Origin of the sequence: Bacillus sp. SRB_8 (genome assembly GCF_003264205.1) — a bacterium.
In the GTDB taxonomy this organism is placed as follows: Bacteria; Bacillota; Bacilli; order Bacillales; family Bacillaceae_G; genus Bacillus_A; species Bacillus_A mycoides.
The window spans coordinates 1-22013 of record NZ_NADT01000087.1 but is presented as its reverse complement, the minus strand read 5'-3'; the positions used below and the strand labels follow the sequence as shown (position 1 = coordinate 22013).

The window sequence follows — 22013 nt, the reverse complement described above, 5'->3', positions numbered from 1 at the left end:
ACTACGTGAAAAGACCGCGTTTTGTATAAAAATATACCTTAAGTTGATGGATGTGTGGTGCTACCCCTATATAGTCACTCTACACCTGCCCTTTAGTTTAAGTGCAATCCTTCACAAATATTAAATTTTGCTTGGGATTCTTATTCCATTAAATGGTCCAATACAAAAGAAAGAGCACAATTCTTATTAGAGAATTGTGCCCAATTGTTGAAAATCAATTAATTCATTTTTTTTAAACTTCCCCCTATTAAATTTCAATAAGTATAGGTACAATCATTGGTTTTTTCTTAGTATGTGTATATACATATTGTCGTATTGATTTTTTTATTTGTTTTTTCATTACATTCCATGAGTTTCTATTTGCTTCTTGTAGCTCGTTAACAGTTTTTATAGTAAGTCGATTAACGTCTCTTCGGAGTTCCGAGAAATCTCTATCCACAAATCCACGAGAAATGGTATCGGGGTCAGAAATCAACGTTCCTTCCGCTTTGCTCATAGTTAAAATAATCATGAGCATCCCATCCTCTGAAAGTTGTTTGCGGTCTCGTAACACAATTTCCCCAATATTATCGACATCCCCCCCGTCTATGTAGGTATTCCCCACCTGTATTTTCCGGGTCTGACGGGCAATGGTATGTTCAATATCGACGACATCCCCATTATTGATGATAAACGTGTTTCCTTGCTCTACTCCAACGGATTCCCCTAACAAACGGTGATGGTGCAGCATTCTAAATTCACCGTGAATGGGAATAAAATATTTTGGTTTCATTAATGTAAGCATTAGTTTTAAATCTTCTTGATAACCATGGCCAGAAACATGCATTCCGGATGTACTTCCTGATCCATAAATCACTTTGGCTCCAAGGGCAAATAAGTTGTCTACGATACTCGTGATATTTCGTTCATTCCCGGGTATTGGACCTGCTGCAAAGATAACCGTATCTTCAGGTAAAATGTCGACACCGCGAAAGTTTCCTGTGGACAGGCGAGCAAGAGCAGCCAATGGTTCTCCTTGACTCCCCGTGCATAAAATGGCCACCCTTTCAGGAGCCATTTCATTGATTTCATGTGGGTCAATTAACATTCCATCTGGAACTGTTAAATAACCACGTTCCATAGCAACCGCTATGACATTAACCATACTTCGTCCAAGCAACGCAATTTTTCGATTTGTTTTTTGTGCTGCATTCACGACTTGTTGAACGCGACTAATATTTGAAGCAAAGGTAGAAAGAATAACTTTGCGTTCGGCTTTCATGAAAGTTGCTTCCACATGTTCACCTACTATTTGTTCCGATGGGGTCAAACCAGGACGCTCTGAATTGGTACTCTCAGATAATAGAAGCAAGACCCCTTCTTTACCGATTGCAGCCATTTTATGAATATCCGAATCCTCATTATTCGCAGGGGTTAAATCGAACTTGAAGTCCCCTGTATGTACAATATTACCCTCTGGTGTGTGAAAGACTATTCCCAAGCAATCAGGAATACTATGGGTCACTTTGAAAAAACTTACCCTTATTTCTCCAATTGTCAAGTTTGAGTTTGAGTTGATTTCAATAAGTTCACTTTCTCTTAGGAGTTTATGTTCTTTTAATTTGATTTCAATTAATCCTAGTGTGAAGCGTGTGGCATAAACGGGTACATTCAATTTTTTTAAGAAGAACGGGATCCCCCCGATATGATCTTCATGTCCATGTGTGACAATTAAAGCCCTGACTTTATCTTTATTTTCTACTAAATAAGCTATATCAGGGATAATCAAATCAATTCCTAATAAACTTTCATCTGGAAACTTATTGCCACAGTCGATAATCACGATATTGTTTGAATATTCAATTGCATACATATTTTTTCCGATTTCATTCAAGCCGCCTAAGGCGAAGATAGATAATGCATTCTCTATTGTACTCAAATTTATAACCTCCCATTTTAAATATAATCTTAGTATGCCCTTTAGGTTTCCCTTTATCAGTAGGTTGAATGCTCGAGATTCCTAGAAAAAAGGGAACTTTAGACTTGTTTTTACCTAAATATACTGACTACAACATTGATGTCTTCGTTTCACCCATTGTTATCGAGGTCTTTCCTCCCATGGAGACAGCTGCTATTGAAATCACTCATGGTTTTTGATTCTTAATAAAGATGCAATTCTTTTTTAAGAAATGCGCCCGATAATGGAAGATCGTTTTGCAGAAGTCATGCGGCACTTACATTGTAGAATAGCCCTCTAAAACAGAAGAAGCTCTCCTCATACTAATTGCATAGCTTAGGGTGAGAACAAATTCTTCTAAATCATATCTACGTGCATTGGAAAAACTGTTGTCTTCACCTTTAACACTGAATCCACATCTCATCAGAACCTTAAGGAATACTTCAAATTATTAGCTTGATGGACATGGGACGACACCCTAATATGCTTGGATTAAAATCATTGCAAACAGCTAAAAAGGTGATTGTAAGAATAGAAGTTATGCATATAATCAAAAAAGGACAAACTCTCCAAGATGAAAAGTTTGTCCAAAACCATGATCTCTTTGGTTCAACAATATAAAATTCAGTTCTGCTAGGAATCTTTCGTTCTTTTTTCATATCTCACTATTTTTGCATCAGAACTAACAATAGTGAATTAGAATAATGACTTAATACTTGCTAGGACGGTAAGGATACCTATAATAATGACAAATACATTGCTCATTTTCCCTCTATATTTAGCTAGTACAGGCACTTTACGAATTGCATACATTGGTAATAAACATAAGATAGCAGCAACTAACGGTCCGCTAAGGGCATCAATGATTCCAAGAATACTTGGATTTGCATAAGCAACATACCAGCATGTTAATACGACAAAAGTAAGGATCATTGTCTTAACTGTTTTTTCTCCTATATCTTTCCCGCGTGTTTTACCGGACTTAATAATCATGTCACGCATTACTTCATATGCTCCTATATAATGGCCAAGGAAAGACTTTGTAATAGCCACAAAAGCAATGATAGGAGCTGCAATCGTGATTACAGGCGAATTAAGCTCATTAGCAAGATATGATAGGATTGACAAATTCTGTTCTTTTGCCATCATAAGATCATTTGGAGTCAAACTCAAGGTACTGCTCCAAACAAAGAACATAACAACAGCGAATGTCATGATATAACAAACTTTTTGTATTTGAGCACATTTGGCATCAGTAGCTTCTATTCCATACGTAGCTCTCTGTTTCATAACAAATGACGAAATCATAGGAGAATGATTAAACGAGAATACTATGATTGGTAGTATCATCCATATCGTTCCCAAATATCCTGTTCCTGTTGAAGCAGTAGAAACACTTGAAAAACTAAGCATTGACGTATTCCACTGTGGAATCAAAGATATTGAGATAAAAAGTAGAGAAGCTATGAAAGGATATACAAGCATGCTCATTATCTTTACAGTGATATCTTGACCAAAATTTAGTATAGCGATAAGAACGAGTACTAATACAAGCGATAAAATGGCCCTTGGAGGCTCCTGCATGTGCAATTGATGCACGATAAAACTACTTGCAGTATTTGTAAGTGCAACAGAATACATTAGCACGATTGTATAAATTGAGACGAAATATACTATGTTAAAAATGATACTTGCCTTATTTCCAAAATACTCTCTTATTGTACCTGTAATCCCCTCTTCAGCAGAATTGGAAGCATATATCATTTTAGCAAGCGCCCTATGTGAGTAATACATAACTGGATATGCAAGTAATGTAATTAGTAGTAATGATAATAACCCCCCTGAACCTGCATTAATCGGTAAAAAGAGTACTCCTGCTCCAATGGCTGTTCCAAAAAGGCTCAATGCCCAGGTAGTATCCTGTTTATGCCACTTTGTAGGATCTGGATATTTCTCATTTTTTACTGCAGTATTTTCAGCCTGAAATTCTATTTTTTTTGCAGTATTCCCATTCATATAATAATTCCTCCTTGTGTCCTATTCTTCCGTCTCTTTTTAAGGCTTAGGAATATAGACCGTTCTTGAAAAATGAATTGCTTACAAAGTGCGCCACATCGTGTGTCCTTCTTTAAGTTGATCAAAATCGAAAAATTCGCTAGTCATCAACCTGATGGGTTTGTTAGCTCTTACAAAACACTTTAATTATATAGTAGTATATTTTAGTGATAATGGCTCTCAATATACAGACGTCCTTAGGAGAACAATAGAGAATAGGATTGTTAACTATTTCACAATATTTCCGATAACTGTTTATTAATTTGATTGTTTCTCCCCAAAGATTTTATTTTTAATGGCAATCCCTGTAGGTGTGGCCGCAATTCCGCCTAAACCTGTCTCTCTTAATTCGCGAGGCATCTGTCTTCCAACTCTATACATCGCTTCAATAACTTCGTCTGCATTGATGATATTGTTTACGCCGGCTAATGCGATGTCTGCTGCTGCCAAAGCATTTGCCGTTCCAATGGCGTTTCTCTTTACACAAGGAATTTCTACCAAACCAGCGACCGGATCACAAACTAGACCGAGTAAATTTTGTAATGCGGTTGAGAAAGCTTCAGAAGATTGCTGTGGCGTTCCTCCGGCGGCTTCTACCGCTGCTGCAGCCGCCATTGCTGAGGCACTGCCTACTTCAGCTTGACATCCTCCGTACGCTCCTGAAATACAAGCGTTATTTGCGACTATCGTTCCAAGTAACGCTGAAGTGAATAGAAAATGGATCATATCTTCATGAGTTAACTGCAACGTATCTTTAATACTATATAGGACTCCCGGGATCGTCCCACTCGCACCTGCTGTTGGGGTTGCACAAATAGCCCCTAATGCAGCATTTACTTCATTAACACCGATAGCACTTTGAATCCCTAACACCATCAAATCTCCAGAAAGAGTTTTCCTATTTTCTCGATAGTATTTAATTTTAACAGCATCACCTCCGGTTAAACCGGTCGGAGAAAATACCCCATCGCCCTCGATACTTTTATTTATGGCATTTTCCATAGTCGCTAAATTTCTTTCCATTTTACTCCAAGCTTCTTCATAAGAAGTTTTAGTTTGTTCGATTTCCTGTTCGATTGCTAATTCATAAATTGGCTTTTGGCTTTTATTAGCTGCATCCACAATTTCTTTTATGGTCATATACATATTTTTTCACCCCTTAAAGTAACTAAAGAATAATGACATTAGCTATATTGCTTAAATTTCCCAATTCCTTCTGAACATAAACAGGCAATAGCGAATCCAAAGCGAATGCATATAAATATTTTCTGTTTTCTTCTAAACTATGAAAGTTGTTAATTTCCACATCATATTGTTTAAAGATCCTGCGTAAGACAAATTCAAAGTCAGCTCTTTCGGAAATCGCAATAATAACTGGCAATGGCCCCTGCAGATCTAAGCTAAATCCGTCAATTTCAACATGTTTGACTTCAATTAATCCACCGCCGACCGAAATACCCATCGTTCTAATACTTCGGCTTTCATCCTCTACATATACATCTGCCGTATTTGGATGACCAGCAGGACTATCACCCGCTTTTTCAATAAAGGTAATGTCAATTCCTTTAGATTCTGCTATTTTAATAGCATCTGGCACTTTGCTGTCATCGGCAGCAAATCCTAATATCCCAGCAATAATTGCAAAATCAGTTCCGTGTCCTTTATGGGTTTCAGCAAATGATTCATAATACCTTACCACGACTTTTTTTGGAAGACCTTGAAATAATTTATTGGCAACTGTCCCAATAGCCAAAGCACCTGCAGTATGTGAACTTGAAGGACCTATCATTACCGGCCCAATCACATCAAAACAACTTTTGTATTTAACAACCTTTTTTTCTTTAATAGATGCTACATTCATGTTCATATAAGCACCCCCATAATTTATTATTTTTAATTGCAGTTGAATCTAAGTTATTAGAATGACCAATTCAAAATAAAACCGAGTTGATAACGCTTTCATTTTTCGTGTTAATAAATTTCCCTTCTGACCACACACCTTTCTTAGAGTAATCGTATCAGTATGTCCAATTTTAGAAGGTTACTTGCAAGGTCTTTAGAATTTTTGCACCAGAACTAGGTTTGATATTTTCTCTAGAGGTAATAGATTATCTCTCGACGCCCTCATTATAACTTGTATATTTATGAGTTTAATATTTTTTTATTTTTAGAAAGATTGAATAAACAGAATCTTGAATGGATAATAAATTACACTTGGCATGTAGCAATTGTGTCCATTGTTTGAAGCTGTATTAGTTAGTAGAAAAGCAAAAATAACACAGAGTTCCTTTCATTAACACATTGATTATATTGGAAAATCATTATAAAGATACTTATACTTTCCTTTGTTGAAACATCTTATTTTAGACGTGAAAGCTGTTGCAATAAATGATTAATGTAGATGGAAAGGAATAAATTAATGAAATATAAAATCTTTTTCGGATATTCATGATGCATTTTGCATCTATATACATTTTCAGAAAAAAGGAACTTCTTTTCGGGGTAGAACCACATCGCTATCAAGCTAAGATTCTGAAGACCCCCAAAAACGAAATTTTATCTCGCTACAGTTAGTTACTTATAAGAATTTAGATTTTTTTCGTTTGAGATAACAATAAATTTCTTAACTTGATGGTGATGAAGCGAGACTTCGTTTAGAAAAAGCATCCTATTTGGATGCTTTTTCTAAATGAATATATTACTATCTAACTGCTGCTATTGATCTTCTCAAAAAAATCCAGTAACTTCATCATAAAAAATGCTCCTAGATTTATCTAGGAGCATTTTTTATGAAACAGTATTTTTTATTTGCTTATGAACCACTTTATTATAGCAACCATGTTTTACTACTTGCCTAACATCATCTACTTCTATTCCCATTATCTCTGAAGTATCTACAACAATTGTATTCTGTAGAACACTCACTACATATCCCATTAATTGCAAATTAGAATTTTTACGATATGAAAATTGAACGTAATTCCCAATGGTTACCTTTATTTTATACTCCATTTGGTACCCTCTGAATCATCTTTTTCACTTAACTTAGTGTACCATCTCCAATTGCTGCGTAATTTTTCTGTCTAACTTTTCGGATTCAGTTCATTATATTTTCTACTTTGTCTTTATACACAACATATTCTTTACCATCCACTACTGCTACCACCGCAAATTCATCTTTTGGATTAAATGAAAGCCAGTCAGCCCACATGTTTGTATTTGGTCCTCCACCCCACATATTATGAACAGTGTTTTTAGTTAAATTTATAACTTTATAAGACGCATTTGGTGCATTTGTTCCAGTCTTTATTTCAAATGTGTATGCGTTATGAATTTTTTTATAAAAATAGAAAACGTTTGATGGACGAAGCTGATTCATAAAATCCTGTTCTTTTTTCTCTGCAATTTTTATCCCTTCTTGTAATGTGACAACATCTGTTCGTAATGTTTTCCAACTGTCTTTCGCTGCATTCAAGTTAGGGGCTAAGAATTTATATCTATTTTGATCGGCTTTTTGATTAGTTTTATCAATATGTCCCAGTACGCCCGAATATTGAGAGTCTAAATCATCCCATTGCGTGGACATATAAGTAAGAGCAGTAATAGCATTATCAATCGCACTATGCATATCACTAATATTATGAAACGCAACTCCTACTACACGATTTAATGTTATCTTATAATCTACATTCTGACGTAATTTTGCTAATTCCGGCTCTAGCCAGCCTAACTTACCTCTTGCATCACCTATCATTATCCCACCAGCAATCAATGTGGGAAGAAAGGGGATCTTTACCATGTCTAATCCCTTAGATTCTATGTCTTTCTGATAGTTTACTTGCCCTAAAAGGTCCTCTAGACGCTTTTGATCATCCTCTACCGCAGCTCCTTGGTTTTTTAAAATAGACTGCAAGGTCTCTTTATGGCTCCCAAATACTCTAACATCTTCTCCAATAGCACTTTTAAATTTAGTTAATTCTTCTATTAATACTTTTGCAGACTTTTGATTTTGTTGAATTTCCTCCCGTAAATCCGTAATCCCTTTTTTTAAAGTATCTCCATTCCCAGTATTGATCGCCTCTACTAATGTTTCATAATGATTTTCAAATTTTGTATCGTATTCAATAATACCTGTCAATGTATCTAAAAGTTGTTTTCTTACTTTCGTATTCCATGAAACTGCATGTGCTCTTGCATTCTTTTGATCTTGTACAATTTTACTAGGTAAATCTGCATATCCATTAATAGTAATTCCTTCAAAACTCACATCTGGATTATTAATTAATAAATAAGAATATTCATTCATAGTTTTTACAAATAACCCAGCATCTTGCACAATTTTTTTCATCTGTTCTTCATTTGCTGAAAGAGACATATCTCCATTGTTAGTTTGTTCAATTTCACTTGCAAAAGCTGCTACTGGTGTAACTGAATAAGTTGTTGTCATAGTTAAAAATGTCGATACAGCGAGTATTTTATAAGGGATTTGTTTCATCATTTTATACTTCTCCTATATAGGTTTTGATTTCTAATTCTATTCCTCTTTAAAAGCGACGTCTTTCAATTTTTTTGAAAATCAGCAATACAGCACGGTTATCTTGGTATCTGGGTAAAAATTTTATAAAAACGAAAGGAGAAGTCATTAATGAGACTCCGCCTTTCTGGGGTATAAGGATTTATTAATTGTTGCATTACTATTTAACAACGTAATCATAGATTCTCTATCTTTTAGGTGACTTTGCAACAGAATTAATATTTCCCTATTTTTGTGGAGTAACAGTTTCCACTTTTAATTCCTTTATCCCTTCTTTTAATGTAACAGCATCTGTTCGTAATGTTTTCCAACTGTCTTTCGCTGCATTTAAATTAGGTTTTAAGAATTTAAACTTATTTTGATCCGCTTTTTGAGCCGCATTCTCAATATGCCCCAGAACGCCCGAATATTGAGAATCTAAGTCATGCCATTGCGTGGACATATAAGTAAGAGCGTTAATAGCATCATCAAGTGCCTTGTGCATTTCATTAATATTACTATAAGCAACTCCAACTACGCGATTTAATGTTACTTTATAATCCACGGTCTGACGTAATTCTGCTAATAAAGGCTCTAACTTACCTAAATTATCTCTTGCTACTCCCACTATAATACCGCCAATTATCGGTAGACCCAAAATAGCACCCTTCATTACATTAAACCCATCAGATTCTAATTGTTTATAATAGTTTACTGATCCTAATACTTCTTCTAGACGCTTTTGATCGGCTTCAACATCTGCACCTTGGTTTTTTAAAATCGACTGCAAGAGATCTTTATTGCTTCCAAATGCTCTAACATCTTGTCCAATAGAGTCTCTTAATTTAGTTAATTCTTCTATTAGTTGTTGTGCAACCTTTTGATTTTGTTGAATTTCACCTCGTAAATCTGTAATCCCTTCTTTTAAAGTTTCTCCATCCCCTGTATTAATCGCCTCTACCATTGTTTCATAATAATTGTCAAATGTTGTATCATATTCAACAATACCAGTCAATGTATCTAAAAGCTGTTTTTTTACTTTTGTATCCCAAGTAACAGCATGTGCTCTTGCATTCTTTTGATCTTGTACGATTCTACCAGGTAAATCTACATATCCATTAATATTAATTCCTTCAAAATTCACATCTGGATTCTTAATTAACATATAAGAATAGGCATTCATAGATTTTGCAAATAATCCTGCCTTTTGCAAAGTTTCTTTCATCCTCGCTTCATTTGCAGAAAGAGCCGTATCTCCATTGTTCGTTTGTTCAATTTCACTTGCAAAAGTTGCTACTGGTGAAACTACATTAGCGGTTGTAATAGTTAATAACGTCGATACAGCGAGTAATTTGTAAGGGATTTTTTTTAGCATTTCATTTTCCTCCAATATAGGTTTTAATTTTCAGTTCTATTCCTGTTTAAAAGCAATGTCTTTTGAAATGAATTCTGCATCTTTATGAATATCATTCCAACTTTCTTTAGCAGCTTTTAAATCATCCGGTATTAAAGAGAATTTGTGGTCTTGCATAGAATCGATATTATCCAGTAAATCTGTATAATTTGCGCCCATTGTATTCCATTGCTTTTGAATATTTGTTAGAGACAATATCGCTTGATCTACAGTCTGATATAGATATGCCAATGTGTCTTTCGCGTTAGTAAGCGAAATAACTGCTTGATTAGCACTATCTGCTTTCATACTCAATTCTCCGATTTTGTTAGAAATTTCGTTATAGGAGTCCATATGCTTAGATGCCGTGACACCAGCCGCAGTTCCTAGACCGATACCAGCTGCTCCAAGAGCCGAAAGTCCACCAACAACAGCCGGTGTTGCTGTACCACCAGTTACAACAATTACAACTGCTCCTCCAATAGCTGCAATAACTAAAATAGCTGCTCCCAATCCACCACCAATTGACCATGCTAATACATCATCAAAATGTTTTTTCTGAGTAGAACGAAGTTGCTCAATTTCAGCTTGAAGTTGCGGAATCGTTGCCTGTTGACCTGCTAATATTGCAGTTAATCCACCTTTCCCATCTGGACCACCAACATTATTTTTAAAATCTGTAGAATTTTGATATAGTTTCCCTTTGAAGTCTTGTAGCATCTTAATTACATCTGTAACCTCTTTTGAATTTGTATTAATTGTAGTAATTAAATCACTTATGCCCTCTTTTAGACCTGCCTTATCTTTCTTTTGTACAGTATCTACTAAAGTGTCGTAATAATTTTGAAATTGTTCATCGTAATTTACAATATTACGAGCTGTTTTTTGAATCTGTGGCTTCGCTTTATCTAACCAATAATTCGCATTGATTCGTGACAGTTCTTGATTAAGGTGAATATTTTTGAGCAACTCCCCTCCTTCTGATCCTAAATCGATATTAGATAAATTTACATTCGGTTGCTTAATCATTGTTTTTGCGTACAAATCCATTACAAGAATATGAGACCCTGTTTCAGCCAATGCTTTCTTCAGTCCCTCGGGACCTAAAGCATAATTGCCTACTTTTTGTTCTTGAGCGGTCGTTTCTTGTGCAAATGCATGAATAGTGTTACCAGTAGTAGCAGTTATAACCGTTGCCAGAGTGGCTAAAGTTAGCACTTTGAATGGGAATTTTTTCATAACTATTCTCCTTCTTTCGCTAGATTCTTATAATCTTTATAGTTTTTTCAAAAACGTAATATCAAAATTTATATACCTGTTCTTCAAGGTAACTTATTACATTTTTTAATTGTCTTAATGTATCTTTTTGAGACTGCTCGTTTGTTGCATCAACATTAGTAGATAATTTTGTAATGTTATTTTTTATTAGATCCAAATCTTCTTTATAACGCTTTAGTAGGTCAAGTTCTACATCTACTTGATTTGCACACGTATGCACATCATTTTGTGTAAGAAGAAGCATTGATTTTTGTAAATCTGCTATTGATAGTTTCGTTGTTAAATCATATATTTTTTGATTTTGTTTCTCTAAATCATCTAAATATGCTCGCTGTTCTGCTGTTAGTTTATTTACTTCAGCGAAGACACCAAGTGTTTTCTTAATCTTTTCAGTATCAATGGCTTTCATCAGGTCATATTCTTGCGTTTTTGTGGCTGCAGCTGCAGCTATTTCACCTTGTTTGCTTCGCTCAATTGCTTCACGAGCTGCTTTTTTGGCTGATTCAATTTCTAGAGCAGTTTTACCTTGCTCTTTCGCTTCTTGCGCTGCTTTTTTCTCTGCTTCTAGAATAGAGTTGTTAATTTCTTTTCCTTTGTTATACGCTGCCATCCCTGCTTGAGCAGCCGGTTCAATAATTTCTTTTGAAAGACTATAAACTTCTTTGAATATAGCAAATCCCTGCTCATTTAAAGCTCCTGGTATTAATGCAATTTGTTGTAAATCATTTTGAATTGCTTTCTTGGTATTTAATAATTCATTTTTTAACTGATCTATTTTCCCTGTTCCATCTGTACTTAGTATGCCTTGTGCTGTTGCCACATCAGTATCGAAATCTTTCAATTTTTTATCAAGCTGTAATTTAAGTTCTGTTAATTCATTAATTTGTCGTTGCGCATTTTCTTGATTCGTCATAGCCATTTCTTGAAGAACTTCAAGTCTATCCAAAAACCCTTCACTATCTTCTTTATTGTCTACATACGATTTTAATGTCGGGTAATAGCTATTAAATTTCGTTACAAATCCTTTACTTTTTGAATTTAATAGAATTAACTGTGGATAGAGTTCTGATGACCATTCCTTCATATCTTGTTTGATTAGGAATTGATTGGTATTTAAAGCTGGGACTTCCTCTAGCTGTACATTAGGACTCATTAAAGATTGATCAATATACGTTTGGATTAATTTAGATTGCGCACCTAATTTTCGTAATGATGAAGAAATATCCATGCTTTCCTGTTGAGTTTCTGCTTGAACGATTGGTGTTGCGAGAGTATTGATAGGAATAGTTGCTCCAGTTACAATGGATGTTATTAAAAATCCTGTCATTATTTTATTTTTCATTCCGTACACTCCTTTACCATTGTTTTTTATAACTCGATTCATATAACTTGTACGCCCTAGCGCTAGGCTCTCTCCTTGCACACGCATGAGGAAGGGGAAGTCTTTCGGATAGGGTGTTATCGTTATTATTTACTTCTAATAAGATCTAAAGATTTTACTTCCCTCTCATTTAGATACTCTATTTTTCAAATAGGAAACGATAAAAATTCATCAGCTATATTTGAATTAGCTGCCCAATGAGTAGTAAAATATTATTTCTCCCCTAGAGCTGCTAACTTACAGAACCGTGAAGATAGATAAACTATTGCTTCTAGAGTTAATCCTGTCATGACCTTTTTTTAATATCAATTTCATAATATGGTTTTTAGTTTTGTCAGCAATAGCCTTACAAGACTACAAAAGATGAAATTATACTGTACATTGCTTATACTTTTATTGCGGAATAAATTCACTTTTGTTATGCAGTAACTTAAAACACTTTTATTACAAACTTGATCCTTTTGAGACTCTAGACCTCCTGATAAATTAACTGATTATTAAGAAAATTAAACTTAACATGATGTTACTTGCAACTTCACTATACTCCTATTAGCGTAATCTTCTCCTTTCTGTCTGGTCATACCAGTTATGTTGTTCATTAAAACATTAAATTTTCGATGCGTAAATAGCAAAATTTTGTCGATTGTGCCCGAAAAATTAACTGTTAAGTAAAAAATCGAGCCGAAAATATTATACCAATATAATTAATTGCGGATTTCATCTCTGTAATTGTAATGATTACAAATTAAAGTGTATACGGTTAATAAATAACTATTTTAGCTTAACCGAGCATTTTTAATTTTTAAAAAATACTTATAGAATAATTTAATAGGTTTTTTTATACTTTTTTACCTTTATTTAGTTATGTATAATTGCATATAATATAGATATATCAAGTGATATATGTTACATTGTTAAGTTTTATGTAATAGTCTCTAATATCACCTTTAATAAACACTTAACATTCCAACCACTTTAATACTTAACATGAAGATATTAATCTATAAACTTATCCATCGTTATAACTATAGGTTTTAAAATATAAAAAAGCCGCAAAGCTTTCTCGAAAAAACCTTTGCAGCCTTCTGTTTTTTTATTTCCTTAGAAAAATAATGGTTAGTGTACTCTTTAAAATTAACAAATTGGTATAAATCTTTTCATTGTCCTTTAGCTTGGCTATATGTTTCATGGACTCTTCAAGATCTATTTGTTTGAGTTGTCGATAGACACATTTGTCCAATTCAGAACCATACTAATAAATCAAGCAAATAATCGTTATATGAAAAATAGATTAGCCCCGTTTCTCCATTATTTTTACCAACTCACGAAAATTGAAGCTATTCCATTAACAAAATACTATCAGGCTGATAACATTATCTATTTGAATACATATTCTTTTTCTAGATGAATCACAAACCCTTTCTAGAGTAAAAGAAACAGTATGCTAAAGTTTTAGAGTTACTTGCGCATATATTAAAGTTTTTGCACGAGAAACTAATACTAAGCTTATATTACGGTATATTTTTCACGATACTGTCTAGGGGTCATGTTAGTTGATTTTTTGAAAACCCTTGTAAAATAACTTTGGTCGTTAAAATTAAGCCAAGCACAAATATCTGATAATGGATATGTAGTGAGTGTTAATAATTTTTTTGCTTCTTCAACTCGTTCCCTTTGAATAAATTCACTTAAAGGAATCCCCACTTCTTTTTTAAATAATTTAGATAAATAAGTAGGGGTAATATCCAAATGATTAGCGAGTTCATTGAGAGATATTCCATCGTAAACATTTTTACTAATATGATTCATACATGTAGTAACCGCATTTGAAAATTTTTGCGCATTGAATTCTTTCACCCGATCTGCAAAAGTACGTAAAGCATCTCCTGACAATCGCCTTACAGAGTCCACGTTATCTAGTTGCTCCATGGTTTGGATATACAAAATACTAAGAGCAAAAGCAATGTCTGGTGGGAGGTTACCTTCTATCGCATATCGAGTAGCTAAAGTAATAGCAATAATTCCATGATTTTTTTGGTTTCTGAGTGGATCCGCTGTTAAAATTAATTCAACATCTTCTTGCGAAACTGCATACATATATTGCAACAACTTCTTTTTATTTCCTTCTTTGATTGCTGAAAAATAATTATGTACTAATGCCATGTTGTGAGTTTTAGGTTTATTTTGTTGACGTTTTAAAATATATAGATCAGGTTTCACAATTTTATAGGGAACTTCCTCTAGCACTTTATTTTTTTCTAAAACGATATCTACATCTAATTTTTCATTGAATATCATGTAATGTAATAAAACTCCCATATCAATTAAAGTAGTTTTTTTAATCTCAGGTAGGCACTGATAATAGGCTAGTCTTTCTTGAATATTATTATTTGAGTTAAATTCTTTCCGAAGTTTAAAAGTTATATCATCTGGGCCCTTTGGATGTATAGTGGGACCGATTATAATAGTCCCTTTTATATAATCATGATTTGCTATATGAATTAGGACGAAATTTTCAAGATAACTGTTACATCTGAAAAGGGGCAAATTATTGGGATCATTTTCTTGATAAATGTCACTAAGATGTTCTTCTTTAGAAGAATAAAAAGGACTACAAACATCATCAGAAGTAGAATGACATAAGATTTTTTTGTCTGTAGATAAAATGTGAACAGGTACATTAAAGGCTTTATGTGCGAGATCACACAAGTGTTGTATATCGATGGAATTATTCATTACCTTCTCCTTTTAATTAGATTAAATGATAAATTTTTACATTGTTCCTTTATAGATTCATAAATTATTTTCCGTCAGGTATAACTTACGACAAAATATTACTATAAAATATCAAAATAGTACAATTCACGACAAAATATTACTATATTTTTTTATGAAAATCATATATTATTTATTTGTAACTAGCATCTAAATATCGAAGTAGATAGGAAAAGGGTGAAAGACACTTTATCTGAGTGTAAAGAAATAGATCTTTTTCTTGTAATTTTCTAAACGACAGAGAAATGAGCGGAGGTCGTTTTTTGATTCTACAAGATCCTATCATAGAATCCAAAAAAAAACAGTGAAGAACCTTCAAAATAAAAATACAGAAATAGGGGATGAACTGGAGTATACGATTCGAACAAGAAATACGCTTCTTGCTAGTCATGTGAAAAATCTAACCATTGTGGATACATTGCCAGAAGGATTTGAATATGTCCCAGGTACATTACAAGTAGATGGCCAAACAGTGACAGATACAGTCGACACAGACAAGGGTGAATTTGAAGCAAGAAAAGCAATTGGCAAATTTGGAGATGTGACAAATACAGAGTGGTAGTCTATGCGAGGGCCAAGCTGGAAAAGAGATTCAAAATACAGCGAAAGTCATAGGAGACACTGTACCATCACAAGTACCAACAGTCAAAATTCCAATTCAATCACTTGGACAGATTTAGATTGAGAAAGTGGATGCTGCTTCAAATGTAAAACTGAAAAAATGCTGTGTTCCAAATTTTAGACAAAGATGGTAAAAAGGTTGAGGAATTAACAATAGATGGATATGGTAAGGCTACCTCTGAACCACTATGCTTGGGAAAGTACACATTGGAAGAAATTCAAGCACCAAATGGATATATGTTATTTAGAGATCCATTTGAGGTAGAGGTTCCATCATCAGCATAAAAAATAAAAGTAGAAAACACTAAAAATGAATGGAATATTCCCAATACGGGCGGTATAGTGACAACTATTTTTTATCTAATTGGAACTATATTAATGGTCGTAACATTAGTTTTATTTTTCCGCAAAAGAGGAAGAAATAAATAGATTTCAAAATTAATAGAAATAGCAAGTGAGACAAGATATATGAAATAGATCTTTAGTATGTTGATAATCTTTGTATTAACAGTCTCTATGCTACCTAGCTTTATTATCGCATAACATAATATATTATTAATCTTCTGAGTACAAGGATTGTTAATTAACAAAAAACAGCACCTCTAATTAAGAGGTGCTGCAATATAAAGCCAAAGTAAAAGTAGACAATAGACACTTAGTTCACAGTAAAATGACCTCAAAACAGTAGTTACTGCAATACCTGAACTTGTTCACTCTATAACAAAAGAAGTGTCAATTAGGGATTATTACCTTAAATCCATTATTGTATTAGGCATTCTTTGTATGATACTTTTTATTGATAAATATCTATGGCTACTTGAATTTTTTACTTCATTTTTAATTGATAATCAGATTACCTATAGAAAGTGTATTACATGAAATTGGTTAAGTATTATACACTTAAAATTACGAACGAAAACAAAAGTACGTTTAACCACCTTTTTACCCCTCTTATAGGACTCTATTTCGATCGATACATATAGTATTACCCTGATCGATAAAAAAGCTTACAAAGGAATCTGAGAGAACGATTTTTGGATTCATAATCATTTTTTGAACTTCATGTAAATAAAAGGGAAAAATAATCTGTGTTTATATACTTTTTTATTATCTCTTTAACTTAGTGTAATCTATATTGCCCCGTTAATTGTTCCTCAGCCATTCGAACTAAGCGTTTTGTAATTTCTCCACCTACAGAATTATTTTCACGTGCTGATATCTAAGCCAAGTGTCCCCCCTAATTCACTAGTCATCTCTAAACTTATCTACTCAAATACATTTAATTACAGGAGAAATTAAAATATCATTACAGTATTCGATCATCCCCTATTTTATTTTTCGTGCGAATAAAGCCTTATTTAATTATGTAAAAAACATATAATTAAATAAGGCTTTTAATGTTGTGAATTCACACTAAAAGATCTGCAAATGAGGTACCCACATTATTTTTCCGTTTCATGTGCTTTTCTAAATAAATCTTTGTCGTTTGAATGTTTTCATGCCCCAGCGTTTGCATTAAATGATACAAATCAGCATTTCCTTGTTCAACTGCCATGATTGCAAAAGCATGACGAAATGTATGTGCTGTTACAGGATTTTCACGATACTGTAGAAACTCTAAGTTTGTCTTTTTAATCATATCTGTTACCTGGTTCGATAACGTTTTTGAATTATAAAAGTATCCTCTTTGGTTTACAAATAAAGGACTTTCATCTCCTTGATCCAATACTGTTTTGAATCCTCTTCTTCGTCTCATTTCACAAATGCACTGATATAAATGTTCTGAAATGAAAAGTTCACGTACTTTATCCCCTTTTCCAGTGACTTTTAACCAGTACTTTCCGTCATAATGTAAATCTTTCACTCTCGTGGTGCACAATTCTTGAATTCTTGCACCGGTACTTGCTAAGGCCAGTAAAATTGTATAGTTTACTAAATGTCCTCTTTCTTTATAAAACCCTAAGATTTTCATAACCTCATCATAAGATAAGTCTCGATTTGGCCGATCTTGTTCATTTACATTAGCGCGCTGCAGTTCTTCATGAAGAGGTTTTTGTATAAAAGCAAATACGTGAAGGTGTTTTAAGAAAGAACGAATTAATACTGTTTTCTTGGCAAGTGTTGCAACTGCATATGTGTCCCCATTCCTACCGTTCTCTACTTGTTTCAACCAGGAGTTATATTTACGAATATGCCAAGGTTGTAAGGTTTTTAATAAAGAGGCATTTTGCTGTACCTCTTCCCCATTTAATTTAAACTCTTCTGCATGCTGCACCATGCACTGACAAAATGACAAGATTTCAGACACATAACTCTTTTTCGTATCCTCTTTTCTATTCTTCTTCTCATCCATATCTTTTTGTAAATGTACGAAATGATAAATGACTTCCATGTCACTTAAATATGTATATTTACTCTTTCCCTCTTTTTCTGCAACCTCCATCTTCTCTTCCACTTTATCTACATAACGATTGTTATGCAGGAATGGAACGATATCTCTTATATTCTCTACATATGTATCTATATATTCACTTTGATTATTTATATTAGGTAAGTTTTCTCTTCCACTTTCATTATCCATATTTCAAATTCACCTCTCCTATTGAAGATTATGAATATAATTCTCTTTATTATCTCTACTTATCATTTTATTTCACTTCTATCAATTATACAAATGATAATTCATATTCTTTCTGTAAGAACACTATATTCTTCTTCATTTACCTATAACTATATTTTTTTATAATTTATTAGTAAATAGATATTATTTAAAAGTCAATAAAATAATTCTCATTAGACAGATACAAATAAAACACAATTAAAAATCTATTAATATATAAAATGTTTTATAGAGATTTATAAAACACAAAAATGTATATATGGTTTAATAAAACCTATTTCTTATTTTAAATATTAATCAGATTCTGATATGATATATACATATCTAAAATATTAGCAATCAATGGTTATGGAGGTGTCTTTTCATGACACAAGATTTATTGTTTATTACAAAACCTACTGTAACGACAAAAGAGGCAGCCGACTTATTAGGAGTAACGGTACAAACAATTTTAAAGAAAGAAAAAGATGGATTAATAGAATGTGTATATAAAGATAACTGGAAGCAATTCGGTAGTAAGATTTTCTATTTAGAGGATATTGAACGTTTAAAAAATGTCGAAGAGGTTGAGGGCTATAGCACAAAAGAAGCTGCTGAAATTCTTAATGTAGCACCATCTACAGTCTTTACATATATCAAATCTGGAAAATTACCTGCTTCAAAGATTGAAAAACGCGGAAAAGAAGTATATGTCATTGATAAAGGCGACCTTGAAACTTTTCAACTTACTTATGAAAAAACTACATCAAAAGAGCGAAAAACATTCATTACTAAGATTCAAGATGAAGATATATATTTATATCAATTATTAACACATCAACATACCGGAAGAACAGCTAGGGTAATAAAGATCAATGGAGCAGATGGCAAGATTCTTACAGAGGACGAAGAAATTATCCTTCTATCCACTTATAAGGAGCATGATTATTCCTTTGAACCTTTCCATAAACAAGCGGTAATTACGAAACGAGGGTATTTATCTTTTTCATTTAAAAAACCTCAACTATTTAATTCCATCACTTATAATCTAATAAACTTATTTTATAAAGAGCTAGGTGTCACAAATATGCGATTGAGTATTTCATCAGATACTATCAAATTAGAAATTAAACCTTTCGTATTACAAGTAGATCCATTGCAATTTCAAGAAGAAATTAAATACTTACATTCTCATATGAAATCCGGCACAATACTTCCACATGTAGAAGGGATTTACTTTAAAAGTAATGTAGAGCCATTAACTTTTCATGCAAATCATGAATTTAAACAAAAAGTAGTTCAAATGGCAGCGGATGCTGGTATAGGACAGGAAGAATTCTTATTACAAGCTGTAAAATCTTATATAAAAAATTTAGAACAGCAATAAATTTTTTTAATTAGAAGAAGCGTAGAAATCAAGTCTATTTCTACGCTTTTTAAATTTATTAATTTTAACTTAATTCTCTTTTTATTTTACACTATTACTTATTTCTATTTGCATGTGGTTTAACCTATTGTAAAAACAGTTTCTGAAATTTATTTTAACAAGTAAAACTACTTCTATAGATTTCCTGTAGTTTTGAATAAGTTTTATTCCAAACTACATACAGCAATAAATTCAATTAAATAAAAAAACAGGGTTTCCCTATATAAATTGTAATTAGATAATATATGTAATGGTGACTGTATTATTTGTTACAGGAAGCAAGTGCTCTTTTATTTACGATAAAATGGAATTATTATTATTTATTTCTCAATATTTAATATATTGAATTAAATTCTCTTTATTGGTATTATAATGGTGACAGTTTGTTTCTAATGCTTTAGTTTAAGGACCTGTTTTAATACATCAGGTCCTTCTTAATTTTCTCACTAATAAGATAATTTTTTTAACTTCTTATTTTTTAACTAGATAGCATATTTTATTGTATAAAGACTTTCCACCCATAGAAATCTACCTTTTTTAAGAGTATGCTTATATGCTTGTTCTTCCCACTTGCTATGAAATAATGGTTTTGTTTCATTTTTTATACACCTAAATTTCCATAAACATCCCCATTTATTTCAAACTCATTCAAGTCTTTAATAAGATACAGCTTTAATAAGCTAGCAAATCCCTCAGTCTTAAATACCAAACATGGATATAACCAATCATAGTACCTTCAATTATTTATGTATTTTCACTTTCTACTTGAATACTACCCGAATCAGCTCTTTATAGATCCAATTTAATTTTTTCATAGGTTTGCATACCAAATGAACTCTACCTGGTTTCAATTTTTAAAATTATGCTATACGATTGTGAAACATAGAAAAATTTCACACAGCACCTAAGATATCAAGGCTATCTCTTTCTCATTTCTTTAGAATTTCCGTCTGTTTTTCTATAAGAAATTAAACAGCTGTGTTAATAGCCTTATTAATTCTTTAGTTTCTTTTATCAGAGATACACTTGATTAAGATACACACTAGCTAAATGTTTTTATACTTGAAAATGGATATTGGAGAATTTGAAATAACTGGGGTTTTATAAACTTTTTTAAAAGTAATAAATGATTATAATAATCATTTTGACTAGTAATCTAAATTATAAATAAAAAGAGNNTCTCTTTTTATTTATAATTTAGGGTTTTCATATCCACCGATATGAATAGAAGTAAATTAATGGATGAATAATTTACTAATAGAATTATAACATAATAAGCAAAAGCTTTTATATGCAATATTACATATAAAAATTCAATTTTCAAACACCCGCATTTTATAAAATATTTAAATTAAATATCTTAAATACGAATTATTGGTATTTGGGATATTATAAACTAACATAACAATTCACTTAGTTGCTTTTTGATAATTAAACAGATAATAAAAAAGCAACTCGGATTGGGGTTCGAGTTGCTTTTTTAAATAATGCTTATATATGTATTATAACATTTCGCGTAATAAATCCAATACTAATAGAACTAATCTTCATATTTCTCAATATTTTCAGTTTTATATTACTGCTCTTTAGCGTTGGGAAAACTATTGTATTTACCAAAAATCCATTAAAATTTCTTCAATAATATGCCTCTTAATGAATGATAGAATGTTATACTATTTCATAAGTATAATTGCTTTTACAATTTGTTGAAAATATATACTCAATAACTTTTGATCATCCGATGCTCTTTTCATAATATAAATTCCTCCTTTAAAAGTTTTTATCACACAATATTTTATATCTATATCTGAATACATTTATAATACTAAACCCTAATTCAACTTTCCATTTCATCTGTAATGGAAAAAGATTATATTTTTTCTATTTGAAACTAATTTAAAAGGATTTTTTATCAAATGAAAAATACCGTTATTCAAACTAAATCCGCTCACATGATTGGAACGGAAAATAGCGTTAAGGAAACAACTACAAATTATTTACAAGCAATATTAGAATTGAACTACCCCCACTTTCAC

Annotated in this window: 15 protein-coding genes and 2 pseudogenes; 5 read left to right on the top strand and 12 right to left on the bottom strand. The window is 32.4% G+C overall.

Annotated features, from left to right (window positions below):
* Positions 1-247 precede the first annotated feature (247 nt).
* On the bottom strand, positions 248-1918 hold the full coding sequence (locus tag B5P40_RS31820) for a ribonuclease J (RefSeq protein WP_113710517.1): 1671 nt from the start codon (positions 1916-1918) through the stop codon (positions 248-250).
* 498 nt (positions 1919-2416) lie between these two features.
* On the opposite strand from B5P40_RS31820, the pseudogene B5P40_RS31815 reads away from it, so the two are divergent.
* A pseudogene (locus B5P40_RS31815) lies at positions 2417-2557 on the top strand (IS6 family transposase); the annotation flags it as partial.
* A gap of 75 nt (positions 2558-2632) precedes the next feature.
* Here B5P40_RS31815 and B5P40_RS31810 read toward each other — a convergent pair.
* The 9 genes from B5P40_RS31810 to B5P40_RS31770 form a co-directional block, all read right to left on the bottom strand.
* On the bottom strand, positions 2633-3952 hold the full coding sequence (locus tag B5P40_RS31810; RefSeq protein WP_113710516.1) for an aromatic amino acid transport family protein: 1320 nt from the start codon (positions 3950-3952) through the stop codon (positions 2633-2635).
* A gap of 297 nt (positions 3953-4249) precedes the next feature.
* Positions 4250-5137, bottom strand: coding sequence for an L-serine ammonia-lyase, iron-sulfur-dependent, subunit alpha (sdaAA, locus tag B5P40_RS31805; protein WP_002191525.1), 888 nt, complete (start codon positions 5135-5137; stop codon positions 4250-4252).
* A 22-nt stretch (positions 5138-5159) separates the two neighbouring features.
* The gene (sdaAB, locus tag B5P40_RS31800) at positions 5160-5858 is read right to left on the bottom strand and encodes an L-serine ammonia-lyase, iron-sulfur-dependent subunit beta (protein ID WP_078177208.1); all 699 of its coding nucleotides are present in this window, start codon (positions 5856-5858) and stop codon (positions 5160-5162) included.
* Between the two features lie 920 nt (positions 5859-6778).
* Positions 6779-7003 carry a hypothetical protein gene (locus tag B5P40_RS31795; protein ID WP_002191527.1) on the bottom strand — a complete coding sequence of 75 codons (225 nt, stop codon included), beginning with the start codon at positions 7001-7003 and terminating at the stop codon, positions 6779-6781.
* A gap of 85 nt (positions 7004-7088) precedes the next feature.
* Positions 7089-8489, bottom strand: coding sequence for a hemolysin BL regulatory component HblB (gene hblB, locus B5P40_RS31790; protein ID WP_078177207.1), 1401 nt, complete (start codon positions 8487-8489; stop codon positions 7089-7091).
* Between the two features lie 262 nt (positions 8490-8751).
* Positions 8752-9879: a hemolysin BL binding component B gene (gene hblA, locus B5P40_RS31785; protein ID WP_078177206.1), complete on the bottom strand. Its 1128-nt coding sequence runs from the start codon at positions 9877-9879 to the stop codon at positions 8752-8754.
* Positions 9880-9915: 36 nt separating this feature from the next.
* Complete coding sequence (hblD, locus tag B5P40_RS31780; protein WP_105590090.1) at positions 9916-11136, bottom strand: hemolytic enterotoxin HBL lytic component L1; 1221 nt, start codon at positions 11134-11136, stop codon at positions 9916-9918.
* Between the two features lie 61 nt (positions 11137-11197).
* Positions 11198-12517, bottom strand: coding sequence for a hemolysin BL lytic component L2 (gene hblC / locus B5P40_RS31775; RefSeq protein WP_113710518.1), 1320 nt, complete (start codon positions 12515-12517; stop codon positions 11198-11200).
* A 1545-nt stretch (positions 12518-14062) separates the two neighbouring features.
* Positions 14063-15292 carry a helix-turn-helix domain-containing protein gene (locus B5P40_RS31770; protein WP_002191533.1) on the bottom strand — a complete coding sequence of 410 codons (1230 nt, stop codon included), beginning with the start codon at positions 15290-15292 and terminating at the stop codon, positions 14063-14065.
* A 343-nt stretch (positions 15293-15635) separates the two neighbouring features.
* On the opposite strand from B5P40_RS31770, the gene B5P40_RS31765 reads away from it, so the two are divergent.
* The 3 genes from B5P40_RS31765 (at position 15636) to B5P40_RS33935 (ending at position 16381) form a co-directional block, all read left to right on the top strand.
* On the top strand, positions 15636-15893 hold the full coding sequence (locus B5P40_RS31765; RefSeq protein WP_002191534.1) for an isopeptide-forming domain-containing fimbrial protein: 258 nt from the start codon (positions 15636-15638) through the stop codon (positions 15891-15893).
* 164 nt (positions 15894-16057) lie between these two features.
* Positions 16058-16237 carry an MSCRAMM family protein gene (locus tag B5P40_RS33940; protein ID WP_258402216.1) on the top strand — a complete coding sequence of 60 codons (180 nt, stop codon included), beginning with the start codon at positions 16058-16060 and terminating at the stop codon, positions 16235-16237.
* A 57-nt stretch (positions 16238-16294) separates the two neighbouring features.
* A complete protein-coding gene (locus tag B5P40_RS33935) occupies positions 16295-16381 on the top strand; it encodes an LPXTG cell wall anchor domain-containing protein (protein WP_232301888.1) in 87 nt (28 codons plus the stop codon).
* 691 nt (positions 16382-17072) lie between these two features.
* On the opposite strand, the pseudogene B5P40_RS31755 reads toward B5P40_RS33935, so the two are convergent.
* Positions 17073-17208: pseudogene (locus tag B5P40_RS31755) on the bottom strand (alpha/beta-type small acid-soluble spore protein); the annotation flags it as partial.
* A gap of 152 nt (positions 17209-17360) precedes the next feature.
* Positions 17361-18533 carry a tyrosine-type recombinase/integrase gene (locus B5P40_RS31750; RefSeq protein ID WP_002191535.1) on the bottom strand — a complete coding sequence of 391 codons (1173 nt, stop codon included), beginning with the start codon at positions 18531-18533 and terminating at the stop codon, positions 17361-17363.
* Between the two features lie 403 nt (positions 18534-18936).
* Here B5P40_RS31750 and B5P40_RS31745 point away from each other — a divergent pair, with 403 nt between their 5' ends.
* Positions 18937-19938, top strand: coding sequence for a helix-turn-helix domain-containing protein (locus B5P40_RS31745; RefSeq protein ID WP_002191537.1), 1002 nt, complete (start codon positions 18937-18939; stop codon positions 19936-19938).
* Positions 19939-22013: the final 2075 nt, after the last annotated feature.

What these genes read in the sequence shown, in the direction of transcription:
- B5P40_RS31810 (WP_113710516.1), bottom strand. Translation starts at nt 3,952, where the DNA reads ATGAATGGGAATACTGCAAAAAAAATAGAATTTCAGGCTGAAAATACT.
- sdaAA (WP_002191525.1), bottom strand. Translation starts at nt 5,137, where the DNA reads ATGTATATGACCATAAAAGAAATTGTGGATGCAGCTAATAAAAGCCAA.
- sdaAB (WP_078177208.1), bottom strand. Translation starts at nt 5,858, where the DNA reads ATGAACATGAATGTAGCATCTATTAAAGAAAAAAAGGTTGTTAAATAC.
- B5P40_RS31795 (WP_002191527.1), bottom strand. Translation starts at nt 7,003, where the DNA reads ATGGAGTATAAAATAAAGGTAACCATTGGGAATTACGTTCAATTTTCA.
- hblB (WP_078177207.1), bottom strand. Translation starts at nt 8,489, where the DNA reads ATGATGAAACAAATCCCTTATAAAATACTCGCTGTATCGACATTTTTA.
- hblA (WP_078177206.1), bottom strand. Translation starts at nt 9,879, where the DNA reads ATGCTAAAAAAAATCCCTTACAAATTACTCGCTGTATCGACGTTATTA.
- hblD (WP_105590090.1), bottom strand. Translation starts at nt 11,136, where the DNA reads ATGAAAAAATTCCCATTCAAAGTGCTAACTTTAGCCACTCTGGCAACG.
- hblC (WP_113710518.1), bottom strand. Translation starts at nt 12,517, where the DNA reads ATGAAAAATAAAATAATGACAGGATTTTTAATAACATCCATTGTAACT.
- B5P40_RS31770 (WP_002191533.1), bottom strand. Translation starts at nt 15,292, where the DNA reads ATGAATAATTCCATCGATATACAACACTTGTGTGATCTCGCACATAAA.
- B5P40_RS31750 (WP_002191535.1), bottom strand. Translation starts at nt 18,533, where the DNA reads ATGGATAATGAAAGTGGAAGAGAAAACTTACCTAATATAAATAATCAA.
- B5P40_RS31745 (WP_002191537.1), top strand. Translation starts at nt 18,937, where the DNA reads ATGACACAAGATTTATTGTTTATTACAAAACCTACTGTAACGACAAAA.